This window comes from Shewanella marinintestina (assembly GCF_023283845.1).
Lineage (GTDB): Bacteria > Pseudomonadota > Gammaproteobacteria > Enterobacterales > Shewanellaceae > Shewanella > Shewanella marinintestina.
The window spans coordinates 200323-213585 of the sequence record NZ_JAKILC010000007.1 but is presented as its reverse complement, the minus strand read 5'-3'; the positions used below and the strand labels follow the sequence as shown (position 1 = coordinate 213585).

At 41.8% G+C, this 13263-nt stretch carries 15 protein-coding genes; 7 read left to right on the top strand and 8 right to left on the bottom strand.

Annotation, left to right across the window (positions count from 1 at the left end):
• Nucleotides 1-104 precede the first annotated feature (104 nt).
• Nucleotides 105-1166, top strand: coding sequence for a TMAO reductase system periplasmic protein TorT (torT, locus tag L2747_RS10210; protein WP_248998928.1), 1062 nt, complete (start codon nt 105-107; stop codon nt 1164-1166).
• Between the two features lie 78 nt (nt 1167-1244).
• Here torT and torR read toward each other — a convergent pair whose 3' ends face one another.
• From torR to L2747_RS10190, 4 genes are all read right to left on the bottom strand, one after another.
• Nucleotides 1245-1955 (bottom strand): two-component system response regulator TorR, encoded by a 711-nt coding sequence (torR, locus tag L2747_RS10205; protein ID WP_248998927.1) that lies wholly within the window; start codon nt 1953-1955, stop codon nt 1245-1247.
• A gap of 237 nt (nt 1956-2192) precedes the next feature.
• Nucleotides 2193-2930, bottom strand: a complete 738-nt coding sequence (locus tag L2747_RS10200) for a TorF family putative porin (protein WP_371985461.1) — start codon at nt 2928-2930, stop codon at nt 2193-2195.
• A gap of 265 nt (nt 2931-3195) precedes the next feature.
• Nucleotides 3196-4020, bottom strand: a complete 825-nt coding sequence (locus L2747_RS10195; protein WP_248998925.1) for an ion transporter — start codon at nt 4018-4020, stop codon at nt 3196-3198.
• Between the two features lie 356 nt (nt 4021-4376).
• A complete protein-coding gene (locus L2747_RS10190; protein ID WP_248998924.1) occupies nt 4377-4673 on the bottom strand; it encodes a winged helix-turn-helix domain-containing protein in 297 nt (98 codons plus the stop codon).
• Nucleotides 4674-4860: 187 nt separating this feature from the next.
• Here L2747_RS10190 and L2747_RS10185 point away from each other — a divergent pair, with 187 nt between their 5' ends.
• Genes L2747_RS10185 through L2747_RS10175 form a run of 3 tightly spaced genes read left to right on the top strand, consistent with a single transcriptional unit; the run spans nt 4861 to nt 7773 of the window.
• Nucleotides 4861-5694: a PH domain-containing protein gene (locus L2747_RS10185; protein ID WP_248998923.1), complete on the top strand. Its 834-nt coding sequence runs from the start codon at nt 4861-4863 to the stop codon at nt 5692-5694.
• Nucleotides 5684-7198, top strand: a complete 1515-nt coding sequence (locus L2747_RS10180) for a PH domain-containing protein (RefSeq protein WP_248998922.1) — start codon at nt 5684-5686, stop codon at nt 7196-7198. The genes L2747_RS10185 and L2747_RS10180 overlap by 11 nt, the downstream gene beginning before the upstream one ends.
• Nucleotides 7199-7200: 2 nt before the next feature.
• Complete coding sequence (locus L2747_RS10175; RefSeq protein WP_248998921.1) at nt 7201-7773, top strand: DUF924 family protein; 573 nt, start codon at nt 7201-7203, stop codon at nt 7771-7773.
• Nucleotides 7774-7882: 109 nt separating this feature from the next.
• Here L2747_RS10175 and L2747_RS10170 read toward each other — a convergent pair whose 3' ends face one another.
• The 3 genes from L2747_RS10170 to L2747_RS10160 form a co-directional block, all read right to left on the bottom strand.
• Nucleotides 7883-8326, bottom strand: a complete 444-nt coding sequence (locus tag L2747_RS10170; protein ID WP_248998920.1) for a universal stress protein — start codon at nt 8324-8326, stop codon at nt 7883-7885.
• A gap of 123 nt (nt 8327-8449) precedes the next feature.
• Nucleotides 8450-8881: a universal stress protein gene (locus tag L2747_RS10165; protein WP_248998919.1), complete on the bottom strand. Its 432-nt coding sequence runs from the start codon at nt 8879-8881 to the stop codon at nt 8450-8452.
• Between the two features lie 129 nt (nt 8882-9010).
• Entirely contained in the window at nt 9011-9391 is a 381-nt protein-coding gene (locus tag L2747_RS10160; protein ID WP_248998918.1) for a SpoIIAA family protein, read from the bottom strand.
• 168 nt (nt 9392-9559) lie between these two features.
• On the opposite strand from L2747_RS10160, the gene L2747_RS10155 reads away from it, so the two are divergent.
• From L2747_RS10155 to L2747_RS10145, 3 genes are all read left to right on the top strand, one after another.
• Entirely contained in the window at nt 9560-10987 is a 1428-nt protein-coding gene (locus tag L2747_RS10155) for a coniferyl aldehyde dehydrogenase (protein ID WP_248998917.1), read from the top strand.
• A gap of 23 nt (nt 10988-11010) precedes the next feature.
• Entirely contained in the window at nt 11011-11583 is a 573-nt protein-coding gene (locus L2747_RS10150) for a TetR/AcrR family transcriptional regulator (protein WP_248998916.1), read from the top strand.
• 85 nt (nt 11584-11668) lie between these two features.
• Complete coding sequence (locus tag L2747_RS10145; protein ID WP_346347782.1) at nt 11669-11890, top strand: DUF1272 domain-containing protein; 222 nt, start codon at nt 11669-11671, stop codon at nt 11888-11890.
• 66 nt (nt 11891-11956) lie between these two features.
• Here the strand turns inward: L2747_RS10145 and L2747_RS10140 are convergent, their stop codons facing one another.
• A complete protein-coding gene (locus L2747_RS10140; protein WP_371985575.1) occupies nt 11957-13240 on the bottom strand; it encodes a sensor histidine kinase in 1284 nt (427 codons plus the stop codon).
• Nucleotides 13241-13263: the final 23 nt, after the last annotated feature.

Below are 13263 nucleotides of genomic sequence, written 5' to 3'. Positions count from 1 at the left end.
AATTTGGGCAAAGGAGATTTAGGCAAAAACAATACACTCACTGTTATCTGTTAAGCTGATACAATATTAATCCTTTACTCATTCGATTCATAGAGACCTTATCCATGGTTAAAGTTCTGCAGCAACGCTTATTACTGGTTTTTGGCTTATGCCTTTTAAGCCCTATGGTTTGCGCAGAAACAAACACGTCAACTTGGTCACTCGAACAAAGAACGCCCTATGCAGAAACCCATCAACAAACAAAGTTACTAACCCTTACGCCGCTCAAGTCCGCCCAACAAACCTGGCGTATTTGTGTGTTGGTGCCTCACCTAAAAGATACCTATTGGACTGGGATTAATTACGGTCTAGTGCAACAATCTAAACAGCTCGGCATTGAGCTAGCCCTATTTGAAGCTGGTGGCTACTATGGTCTAGATAAACAACTTACACAGCTTGATAACTGTATGAAGCAAGACTTTGATGCCATCATTATTGGTAGCGTCAGTCCTAAGCTTTTAGATTATTACTCAGCGCCTATCACCAAACCCATTACCGCTTTAGTCAATCGCCTTAAGCACAAAAAGGTCAACACTCGGATTGGTGTTAATTGGTATCAAATGGGGGTAACGGCTGGCAATTACGTTAAGCAACAAACTAAACAACCAACCACAATTGCTTTACTAACTGGCCCCGATAAGTTGGGAGGCAGCGATTCAGTAGAGCAAGGCCTTATCGATACGGTCGAAGGTAGTAATGTTACTATTAGCGCAGTGCATCATGCAGATAACAACCGTAATCTTTATCGTGATGAGCTAGAAGCCTTGCTTGATACGCAAACGCCAGATTATATTTTGGGTAGCGCTGTTGCCGTTGAGGCGGGGGTCAGCATACTGAGGCAATATCAGCTGACTGATAAAGTAAAACTCATAAGCAGTTATCTTTCGCCTGCAGTTTTACGTGGAATTTATCGCGGTAAAGTGGCGTTTAGTAACGACGATCAAGTTGTTTTGCAAGGTAAGTTGGCTATCGATATTTGTGTTAGAGAACTTGAGGGTGCTAAGGCATTTGGCGATATAGGGCCTCAAATTAAAAGCTTATACCCTGAACACATCAATAAAAATGTGCTAAAAACCAGTTTACCCCCCGCGGATTACTACCCTATTTATCGGGTTAATGAGAGTTAGCAGCACTTATCACTTAATCTTTCATCTTAAGGCTACCTATTGGCGAGAACCTAAAAAAATAGCACTAACGAGTAAGCTTTAGTCTTTGACCTTAGCGGCAAACAAATAACCTTCACCGTGCACAGTAACAAACAACTCACTAGATAACTTATTGCGCAGACGACGAATAATGACATCAATAGTACGGTCATTAACATCTTGATTTCGATGGCTTGTTTGCATCATCAAGCGCTCACGCGATAATACTTGTTGTGGATGCAGTGAAAATGCTGTTAATAGTTCAAACTCAGCTTTTGTTAGCTTGATCTGTTCACCTTGATGCGTCAGTTGACGGCTATTAAGCTCTAACACGTAATCGTTAAAAGCGATGATATTGTCATTAGGATCATCTTGTTCAGCGCTATCGGCCACCGCTTTTTTCACCAATGACATACGCCATAATAGGTTCTTAACCCTAACCAGTAACTCTCTGAGTTCAAAGGGTTTAGTCACGTAATCATCAGCCCCCATTTCGAGACCAACAATCTTATCGATAGTTTCATCTCGGCCTGTAACTAAGATAATTCCAACATGACTTTTACTACGCAGCTCGCGCGCAAGGCTTAGACCATCAACACCAGGTAAGTTAATATCAAGCATGACTAGATCGATGTGTTGGCGGTCAAATTCGTGCCACATCTGATCACCATCTTGAGCTTCAAGCACTTCATAGCCTTCTTTCTCAAAATAGCCTTTTAATCTAGCTCTGATGACAGCTTCATCATCAACAACCAGTACTCGGTAGCCCATATATTACCTCAACCCTAAACCGCTTTTATCTATAAAAGTGTCTACTTATACCAATCATAATCAAGCCGTGATTAGCAGTAAATGCGGCACATAATATACACAAGTTAGCACGTAAAGCGAGCAGTTGCGTTCGCAAGTATTAAATCGCAACAAAGTCAAAGAGATAATAGATAAAAGCCAGATGTAAAAAAGCCAACTTAAAAAGCTGGCTTTTAAAGGGGGACCTAACAGGTGAGATTAGAAGCTCTTGCTAACACCAAATACAACACGGTCATCAAAGATTTCTGTTTGGGTGCCGTAAACTAAGTGTGTGTTATCTACTGAACTTCCGTGATAACGCAAGTCAAATGTTAGACCAACATAATTAGCTTCAACACCTAAGTTCCAGTGTGTCCAACCTTCAGCACCTTCGCCATCAAGGTCTTGGTAACCAAATGAACCAGATAGTTTCACACCATTATTGAAATCATAGCTCGGGTGAACCGCGTAGTTCACACCTTGCCAACCATCAACACCAAACCAATCATCTAATGTTGGCGTGACTTCTAATTGAATATTTGCTTGGCCAAACTGCTTAGCTACTCGCACCCAAAGCTCTGTATAGTTTGAGTAAGATGCACCTGGATAAAGATATGAAAACACCATTACATCATAAGTAAAGCCACTGTCACCAAATGCGCCCGCTTTACCAATGTAAGGTGCGGTAACAATTTCAAGGTTAGGATCAGCAAACTTAATGTTTGAAGCAAATACGCCTGTGTACCAACCGTCATCATTCGCCCAACCAAGTGTACCCTGTACTACAGGCACATCACCGTCCATAGTTTCAGATTCACCACGGAATACATAGTCGGTTGCAAACTTAACATTACCGCTAATTTGGCCACCTAGTAACTCGTTGTCATCTGCTGCTACAGCAGAGCCCATACCAGCCATAACTAAGCTACCAAGCATAATTGCATGTGTAAATTTCATAATCATCATCCCAATATCTTCGATCTAAGTTATTAATCTAAATGTTCAACCTAAGCGATTCATAGATTTAGCTAAGCTTAGCAATATCAGCTCATACTAATCTATAGTTTCACCTAAGTTTACAATTTAGGTTTTCATCTAAGCTTGTATCTAAATTTGGTTAGAGCTTACTCTCAAGTTATTAACAACCTTGAGAGTAAATATGAATTAAAAAACCAACATTATGAAAAAATATGAATGACCGTGATAATCAGACTTTGCAGCCTTAGCTGGCTTTATTAAGCAATAGGCCTTTAAGTTCCTCAATCTGCACTTTTAGCTCTGCGACATCAGCTGCACTAGCTGGTAGTTCTTCAGGTGCTTTAGCCTCTTCTTCACCGCGCATAGCCGCGGTTTCTTGAGTCATCACATCAAGGACAGCACCCACCATCATATTCAAAAATACAAATGCCGTTAAAAAGATAAAGCTCAAATAATAAATCCAACTTAATGGATATACCGCCATGGTTTCGTACATGATTGAAGTCCATGACTCGAATGTAGAGATCCTAAACAGTGTTAGCATAGCTACTGACACATCGCCCCAAAGAAAATCATTCACATGAGCGAAGAACATGCTGCCTATGGCGCCATAAATATAGAAAATCACAAACATCAATAATGCAATATAACCCATGCGAGGGATGGCTTTTAGCAGTGCATTAACCAACATTCGCAGCTCTGGGATCATAGATACTAGACGTAATACTCTGAAAATACGCAGTAAACGGGCAAGTAAAATAGCCGAACCACCAGCTGGTACTAAACTACCAACCACAATAATGGTATCGAATACGTTCCAGCCATTACTAAAAAATCGCTTGGGACCATCGCTGGCTAAAAAGCGGATGACAATTTCAATGGCAAAAAACACCGTAATACCAATATCTAACAGTGCAAGGCCACTCTCCATCCAACTCGGCAAATGGTAAGTATGTGCACCAATAGATAGTGCAGAGACCACAATCACGAAAATAATGAAGCCTTGAAAAAACTTACTATTATCAATTTTTTTTAGTTGTGACTGTAAGCCAGAAACATTCGCAAGCACGCCGTGCTCCTATAAATATGCATTAAATTAAAAATACCGACGCCTAATATCAGCCATCGATTATAAAAGATCGCGCAGTGTAATAAGCAAGGCTTAATTTTGTGTTAAATAACTCAAACAATTGACTAAGCTTGATAAATTAACAGCTCAAGATACGAGACTACTGGGGAAAAGAGGCACTAAGTGCTTATTTGAAAGGCTTAGTTTATATATTCAGATCTCACTAACGCACTAAGGTTGCCCATTTGGCAGCCAAAGTGATGCCCGCGCAAGAGCGCTGGCGTTATAGATGCGAATAATCTAGCGAAACTCACAGTTATCACTTATCGACTGCAAGTATCGCCAATTAAAAACACTTAGCTAAGCTGCTGCTCAATCTCAGCAAGGTGAAGCTCAACCCATTCTCGGTTGATGGCTCCCCACTGGTTTATACGATAGAAACCGGCATTATTACGCTCGCCGTCTTGTATAAACTCACACTCAATAGCTAAATCGCCCAATACTGCAATAGCATCTTGTAAGGTTCGACGCGGCATATTAGTTAACTTATGTAGCGATAATAAGTTATGCCTTTCACTGTCAATCAAGTAAGCAATATATAGCTTTCGTAAAAACGCTTTTTGTTGTTTAGATTCGGTAAAGTTGAGGCTCATATTTTTTAGCTATTGTTATTATTTAAAGAGTTGCCGATAAATTACGTGATTGCGCACAAATAACAAGTAGCTGAGTGCCACATTCACCACAATATGTTGCCAAATATGTCTCGCTATAGCGAAAACCTCTGTCATGCTGATATAGTCGATTAGAACAAAAGAGCAGCAATCACATGAATGGTGACACATGAGCAGTGACATGGACAGTAAGCTAGAGCATGAAGCGCATGCCAAACAGACGGACAATTTTCAGGATAATGACAACGTTATTACCACAGAAGCTTTAGCTCCAGCTAATTCTGAAGCTGCTAGTCACCTCCCTGTTCATCAAAGCCAATGGCAAAGTTTCGATCAAGTGCCACTCGAGCCTGTCAGTCCTAATCACTACGCTCAAGTCAATATAGAAAGCCTGATATTTAGCTGCCTGTTGCTAGTAGTTGCATCACTCATCATTATTCTGCCTGGTGATTTATATCTAACAAGAATTTTAGCCGTTAGCATTGGCGCGTTAATCATTATTAGCTTGGTGAGCTATGTGCGCTATCAACATGCTAAATCGCTTGCATATGCAGTTTGTGACCACGAGCTAATTATGCAAAAAGGCTTTTGGTGGCAAAAACGCACCTCGTTGCCCTATTCAAGATTGCAGCACGTCAGCCTATCTCATGGTCCACTTGAACGTCACTTTAATCTTGCTAGCATCAAGTGTTTCAGTGCTGGCAGTGGGTCTGCAGAGATTGAACTCCCCGGCATTGAGCAAGATACAGCTGAACATCTACGCCAACACCTACTCGCACAAGCAGCAAAAGCCAATCCTGCTGCAGCAACTACTGCAGCATTAAAGCCTGACAAAGATGAAGAGTTCGTCTCTGAGGCTTTAACCACAAAAGCGGCTGCCACTGAGCAAAGCGAAACAGACAATCACACGAGTAATCCACTTGAGGCTAAAGAGGGATTGTCTGAAGAAAAGCCTTTTAAACACAGCACGGCTTTGCAGCAAGGTCGCAATGATGACGCATAAATTTACCGATTGGTCATCACTCTCAGCTTGGTCGATTATCAGCTTTACCTTAATGGCTGCCAAAAACTTATTTAGCAGTGGTTATGCCATTATTCCTGTTGTTTATGCTGGTTGGCAAAAGGGCTTTAGCAGTCCCTGGGTTATCGTAGCAGCTGTTGGTGTTATTGGCGCTATCTTGGCATTTAGTGTACTGCAGTGGCTCAAGTTTAGCTTTAAGGTCGAAACCGATAAGCTCATTATCAAACATGGCATTATCTTTAAGAAAGCCGACGAGCTGCCATTTGCTAAAATCCAAAACGTTCGTTTAGAGCAACCCCTATATTTTCGGCCTATGGGGTTATATCGAATTATTGTAGAAACAGCCGGCTCCAAAAGTAATGAGGCAGAGCTATCGGCCCTTGACTACAAAGATGCCCTAACCCTAAAAAAGCAACTCATGGCAGAGCATGATGCCCATCATCAATCTAGTACTCAGCTCAGCCATGAGTCTCAAAACCAAAATTCAGTGAAACAGGTTAATACCGTTAGCCGTAAAAGCTTAAAACAACTACTGCTATTTGGTCTTTACCAAAATAACGCCATTTGGTTAGCGGTCATTCTTGGTCCCATTTTTGGTCAACTAGACTGGGAGTCGATGGAAAACTTGCAACAAGTACAGACGCTCATAGCATGGTATGAAACGAACCTTAGCAGTAGTATTGTGTTGCAGCTGTTACTCGCTTGCCTGGCTTTAATCGTGTTTTACCTCCTTTTTTCAATTCTATCTATTATTTCTGCAGTGCTGAAATACTTCCCTTATAAACTCAGTCGTAGTGGTAATACCCTACATCGTACAGGCGGCATAATCGCCAAACAAAACGATGCTTTGGCAATTAAGCGCATTCAAGTCGTTAAATTTTATCAACCACTTGTAGGCCGCTTACTAAAGCTCTGGACCGTTTACTTTAAACAAGTTCAAGGCCATGAAATTGAGGCTCAAGGTAATACCAATATGTTGGTACCGAGTATGTCTCGCAGCGATATTGGTGAGTTACTCCCTAAGCTTAAAGGCATCGAGGCAACAGCACGAACCTTACCTAAGCGTTACCAAAGGATCCACTTAGGCTGGTATTGGCGTCGTGGTTTATTACCACTATTAGTCCCTGCGATTAACACCTACTTTTTAGGCTTGAACCTATTTACCGATATTCTTTGGATTGCTGCGATGCTGTTTTGTTTAGGGATTTATCTCAAGTACCGCCAATACGGCTATGCGCTAGAGGGGGATAATTTGTGGTTCCACTCAGGCTTGCTTGGCCATAGCTGGCAACTTATCGCACTGAGTAAGGTGCAACATGTTGCGATTTCACAATCACCTAATCAAAAACGCAGTGGCTTAGCAAACCTTGAAATTGGCCTTGCGAGTGGTACAGTAACCTTGCCTTACATTTCTATTATTGCCGCGCGCGCTATTGCCGAGCAATCGCTTGCGCTTATTCATAACGACCACCGAAACTGGATATAGCAATGACTCAAATCACTCCCACATTAGCAAAACCAATAACCCCAGACATGATCATTCATTTTTGGTTTGAAGAGATTGAACCTAAGCAATGGTGGGTTAAAGATGTCGAGTTTGACAGCTTAATCAAACAGCGCTTTGGCGGGCTTTTAGAGCAAGCTATTCAAGGGGAGTTATACCATTGGCGGGCAACTCCTGAAGGCAGACTGGCAGAGATCATCGTGTTAGATCAATTCTCTCGCAATATCTACCGTGATACACCTAAAGCATTTGCTGCGGACCCAATAGCGTTGGCCCTCGCCCAAGAAGCCGTAGCGCTCAATATCGATTCAGAGCTAAAAGCCAAACAAGTCCCCTTTTTGTTTATGCCTTATATGCACAGTGAATCTAAAGTGGTGCATGACGTCGCCGTAAGATTATTCGGCCGAGAAGCTGCACAAGGGAATTTAGACTTCGAACTCAGACATAAAGCGATTATCGATCAATTTGGTCGCTACCCACACCGCAATGCCATTTTAGGCAGGACATCAACCGCTGCTGAAGTTGCATTTTTAGAACAACCAGGTTCTAGTTTTTAACGCATGTAGACGTAGCTCTTACCAAACTAAAAAGCCAGTGCTTACAGCACTGGCTTTTTGTTTAAAGCGTATAAAAAAACGCTGCTTGTTCGCTAACGCGTCAATACAATTACTTCACCACCAATACAGGACACTTAGCTTTATTTGCTAATGCTTCTGAAATATTAGGATTGAGCAAATGTGCAATTCCCTGACGACCATGGCTAGCAATGACTATCATGCCGATTTCACCGACCTCAGCCTCTTCTAAAATTTGGTCTAATGTGTCGCCCTTACGCAATACAGTTTGCACTGCCAAGCCATGATTAAGCTCTTGCTGGACTTGAGATTTGAGTTTATCTAGGTTTTCATCAGCAGCGGATTCTATTTGCAGGTCAAGTTGCTCAACTGATTCAACCGCAATGCCATAATGGTATTCACTAAACGGCTCACTCATAACATGGACTAAGCGTAAATTAACCCCATAAAGGTTTGCCATCTCGATGGCGTAACTCAACGCATGAGAAGCTGTTTTGGAAAAATCAGTTGGACATAAAATTTGTCGGGTACGCATAAGTTCTCCTCAATCGAGTCAAATTGGACTCGATTGGTCAATAAATAAAGCTATTAAAAAAAACAGCTTCTTACAAAACGAACAACACGATAAAACTCATTCAATAATAAGCAAACTAACGTCTTACTTAACCACTAATACAGGGCATTCTGCGCGGTTTGCCACTCCTTCAGCAACATTAGTATGTAAGAAGTGAGAAAGTCCGGTGCGGCCATGGCTAGCAATCACAATCATGCCGACCTCCGACATTTCAGCTTCTTTTAAAATCTGCTCAGTCGCACTACCGTGGCGAATAACAGATTCCACTGAAAGCTCGCTCTTTAACTCAGTTAATAGCGTTTTCATATTTTCTGCTGCACTATCTTCCATGCTTTGTGCCAATTCCTGTGGTGTAACGGTGAGGATCTGATAATTATCAACGCCAACAGGCTGCTCGATAACATGCACTATACGCAGACCCACATGATATAAGTTCGCCATTTCAATCGCATACTTAAGAGCATGGGAAGCTGTTTCAGAAAAGTCTGTTGGACATAAGATTTGACGTGTACGCATAACCACTTCCTCCAAACAATAATCTATTCACTTATTTTCGCCATAGTGAATTTCGCTATGTCGTAATCTAAAGCTCGCATTATAGCGTTAAAAAACTACCCGCTTATTCACTTCCTCTACTCAATAAGACTAGTCATTAAGCCACTCTCGTGCCTCTTTTTTACTATCAAAAAACTTAGCATCGTAGGGAGTAAACCAGTCCGCTATTTTAGCCATCCACTCTTGTAGCCTGCCCTCACCAACGATAGCTATTTTTTCAAATGCTTTACCATGATCAATGCCTATTTTCAGGTCGTCCCATGCTGCTCGCAACTCCCAGCCATCTAACTCACTGATATCTGCAAGCACATTTATCTCAGGATCTTCGACACCTGCAATTGCCGACTCCAGCATAGGAACCATGTACTCATAGTCTTCATGAGTTAACTTACCAACGGCAACAAAAGTCATATAAAACTTGCTACCACTGCGCTCAATTCCTATTGATATGCCATGTGTTTCATTAGCCATTTGCTTATCTCCATAGATTGCTCTCTAACTCAATTTTAGAACTCTGACGATATTTGAATTTGATCTACATCACACTTTCTGTGGCTATTTGATCTTTAATAAAAACTTCATTATAGTTAGACCGACTAATCAGTCGGTAAATTAAAGAACTTTTTTGGAGCTCGTTTAATGAATATGCATATTGATAATCAAACAGCGGTACCGCTTAGCCAAGTGTTAGTCAAACTGCGTAGCAGTTATATGGCACAACCAACACCAGCATATGACGCCAGAATCGAGCACCTTAAGAGCCTAAAAGCGGCAATATTGGTTTACCAAGAAGAGTTAGTCCAAGCGCTCAACCGTGATTATGGGAGCCGCTCAGTCGATGACAGCATGATCTCAGATATCATGCCCTGCATTAATAATATCAATTACAGCTTAAAACACTTAAAAAAGTGGATGAAGCCTAGTTCTCGCCACGCAGGTTTACTGTTGGCACCAGCCAAAATAAAAGTTCATTACCAACCGTTAGGTGTTATTGGCATCATAGTACCGTGGAATTTCCCGATTATGTTATCTGTAGGACCGCTTATTACAGCGCTCGCTGCGGGTAACCGCGCAATGATTAAGCTGTCTGAATTTACCCCAGAAACAAACCAGGTCATTAAAGCGATGCTTAGTAGCATCTTCGATGATAGCCACGTGGTGTGTATCGAAGGTGAAGCAGACGTTGCCGCAGAGTTTTCATCACTGCCTTTCGATCATTTGCTGTTTACAGGTTCCACTACCGTAGGCCGTCACGTGATGCGTGCTGCTGCAGACAACCTCACGCCAGTAACACTTGAGCTTGGTGGCAAATCACCAGTGATTATCGCTAATGATATCGATATGGATATTGCCGTAGAGCGCATGATCTATGGCAAATGTCTTAATGCAGGGCAAATCTGTGTTGCACCAGACTACGTACTCGTTCCGCGCACTAAAGTCGATAGCTTTATTCAAGCCTATAAGACTAAATTTAGTCGCATGTATGGCAAAGTTAGCGACAACCAAGATTACGGCAGTGTGATTAATCAACGTCAATTTGATCGCATTATGCACGTACTTGACGACGCTAAAGCCAAAGGCGCAACAATTACTAGTGCTAATGATGAAGCCATTAATAGCGACAAACGTAAAGTCCCTACTCAACTTATTGAAAACAGCTCTGATGATATGTTGCTACTACAAGAAGAGATCTTTGGCCCGCTATTGCCTGTAATTCCTTACGATACTTTAGATGAAGCGGTTGCCTATGTTAATCAGCGACCACGCCCATTAGCGCTATACCTAATGAGTTTTGATAGCCAGGTTCAAAAACATGTACTGGCACACACACACTCTGGCGGTGTTTGTATTAATGAAACCGTATTTCATGTTGCGGCTGATGACGCACCTTTTGGTGGTATTGGCCCATCTGGTATGGGTCATTATCATGGTAAAGAAGGATTCTTAACGTTAAGTCACGCTAAAACCGTACTAAGTAGAGGCAAGTTCCTCAATACTGGTAAACTGGTGCACCCACCATACGGTGGCTTTATCCAACGTATGTTGATGAAGTTCTTTCTACGCTAATTGACTGACAGGGCAAAGAATCAATGGGTCGTATCGATAAAAAACAAGCCATTTTAGACACTGCGCTGACACTATTTGTCAGCCAGGGTTTTTATGCCACATCAACCGCCTCGATTGCTAAGCAAGCAGGCGCAGCAACAGGTACCTTATTTCATCATTTTTCGTCAAAAGATGAGTTAATGAATTATCTGTTTTTATCCATCAAGCAAGAGTTTGCTGATGCGATTCAAGCACAAATCAGTCAAACGGATGACTTAAGAGCTGATGCCTTACATCTGTGGCAAGTCGCCATTGATTGGGCAATGACTAATCCGTTAAAACAGGAGTTTTTCCAGCAATACTCTATGTCTCCGTCGATCCCAGCAGCAATTAGACAGCAAGCGATGAATGGCATTTTGAGCTTTATGGGTGAGCTGATCCAGCATGGACAAAAAACAGGCGAGCTGGCGAATTATCCACTATCCTTGATGCAGGAAAGTTGTCATGGTCAATTTTTAGCGGCCACACGCTTCTTTCTTGATAACCCTGAAACATGGGACGATGAATTGCATAAACAGGCCAGTTTTTCGATGTTTTGGAATGCAATGAAAGCCTAGCTTAACGAACCAATAGCGTACTCATGGAAGAGCCTTACAGCCGTGATTAGCTTAATATTAATGTCATATTCAAAGGAGTGAATATATGTTAAGAATGAAGACCCAATGCGAACAGTGCAAAACTAAACTAGCCCGTAAAGACGTCGCTTACATCTGTTCATTTGAGTGTACTTATTGTAAATCTTGCAGTGAAAAGCTGCACTTTACTTGCAAAAACTGCCAAGGAGCACTGGTTCTTAGGCCACCTAGATTAATTGAGCCGTTTAAGGTACCTGCTGCAGAATTAAAAAATACTCTTTTTAGCTAAAAGCAAATTTGAACATCAAACATAAAAGGCCAGCAATTGCTGACCTTTTATGTTTATGCTCATTCGTCACCCTTGTGGCAACCACAAGCTAACGCAAAGCCCCTTTTCATCACGATTATGTAGACTAATTCGGCCATCATGCGACTCGATAATTTCACGACATAAAGGTAAACCTAAGCCTGTACCAGACTGCTTGGTTGAGTAAAATGGCAATAGCGCTTGCTTTAATACATCTGCCGACATCCCTGACCCCGAATCCTTAACCTCGATGCATAACTCTTGTGGATTATTAGGCTGCTTTATCTCTAGAGTGATCTCTGCAAGATCAGACCCTGACTCATGGGCATTTTTAAGTAGATTAAGCAATACCTGCTCCATCTGAATCAGGTCAAAATACACCTCAGTCGCAGGTAGCTCCCCGAGTAATTCAAATTGATAGTGTTGCTTTAATTGCGCCGTTAATGTTTGCCAATCAACTTTAGATTTACTCGGTAAAGGTAGCTTAGCAAAGCGGGCATAATTAAAGATAAACTGGCTTAAATGACTTGTTCTGTCTTCAATGGTGTCGAAGATGAGCTGTAATTTAGGATCATTTAAATCTTTAGTGATCATCCGCCCAGAGTTGACCATTGAGGCAATAGGGGCCACCGAGTTGTTGAGTTCGTGGCTGATAATACGAATAACCTTTTTCCACACTGCGACTTCTTGCCGATTAAGTTCGCGCGTCATCTGTTTAAGCAAGATAAGATGATGGAATTGGCCATTAAGTAAAAACTGACCACGGGATAGATGCCAGGTTTGTGCATCATCATCGGAGTTATCTGTTAGTGAAAACAAACCATCTTTAGGATTATTGAGCGCACTAACCAACTCTGCAGATCCGCCTTCAAGCAATGCATCAAGTTTCATCCCCTCGACTCTAAGCCCGTCATAAAACAGATGCCGAGCTGCGTCATTGGCATAGATCACCCGCTGCTCATCATCAAGCAGTAACATCACATTTGGCGAGCTCTGAATCACTTTATCGAGTAACAACTCTCGTTGATAAATATACTGGCGCTCTTTACGCAAAATCTTGGCTGAATCGTTAAATAAACTGGCTAGCGCCCTTAACTGAGTGTCACCACTAACCGGAATGCTGACACTAAAATCATTATCTTTAAAGTTAAGTAACCCTACCTCTAACGCCATCAAACTTGAAGCTAGGCTACGAGTGCCAAAATAGCTTATCGCAGCGGTTAATAAGATTGCCAATGTAAATAGCAACAAATATAACCAAGACTCAGAAACAATACTTTGTTGTACCTCGGCTGACGTAAGCCAAAGTAATCCCGTAAACGCTAACAACAGCCCTGCTGCGCACGCCAAAGTCG

Coding starts and splice junctions, on each gene's coding strand:
- L2747_RS10145 (WP_346347782.1), top strand. CDS start 11,669: ATGTTAAGAATGAAGACCCAATGCGAACAGTGCAAAACTAAACTAGCC.
- L2747_RS10155 (WP_248998917.1), top strand. CDS start 9,560: ATGAATATGCATATTGATAATCAAACAGCGGTACCGCTTAGCCAAGTG.
- L2747_RS10150 (WP_248998916.1), top strand. CDS start 11,011: ATGGGTCGTATCGATAAAAAACAAGCCATTTTAGACACTGCGCTGACA.
- L2747_RS10160 (WP_248998918.1), bottom strand. CDS start 9,391: ATGGCTAATGAAACACATGGCATATCAATAGGAATTGAGCGCAGTGGT.
- L2747_RS10200 (WP_371985461.1), bottom strand. CDS start 2,930: ATGAAATTTACACATGCAATTATGCTTGGTAGCTTAGTTATGGCTGGT.
- L2747_RS10190 (WP_248998924.1), bottom strand. CDS start 4,673: ATGAGCCTCAACTTTACCGAATCTAAACAACAAAAAGCGTTTTTACGA.
- L2747_RS10165 (WP_248998919.1), bottom strand. CDS start 8,881: ATGCGTACACGTCAAATCTTATGTCCAACAGACTTTTCTGAAACAGCT.
- L2747_RS10180 (WP_248998922.1), top strand. CDS start 5,684: ATGACGCATAAATTTACCGATTGGTCATCACTCTCAGCTTGGTCGATT.
- L2747_RS10185 (WP_248998923.1), top strand. CDS start 4,861: ATGAGCAGTGACATGGACAGTAAGCTAGAGCATGAAGCGCATGCCAAA.
- torT (WP_248998928.1), top strand. CDS start 105: ATGGTTAAAGTTCTGCAGCAACGCTTATTACTGGTTTTTGGCTTATGC.
- L2747_RS10175 (WP_248998921.1), top strand. CDS start 7,201: ATGACTCAAATCACTCCCACATTAGCAAAACCAATAACCCCAGACATG.
- torR (WP_248998927.1), bottom strand. CDS start 1,955: ATGGGCTACCGAGTACTGGTTGTTGATGATGAAGCTGTCATCAGAGCT.
- L2747_RS10170 (WP_248998920.1), bottom strand. CDS start 8,326: ATGCGTACCCGACAAATTTTATGTCCAACTGATTTTTCCAAAACAGCT.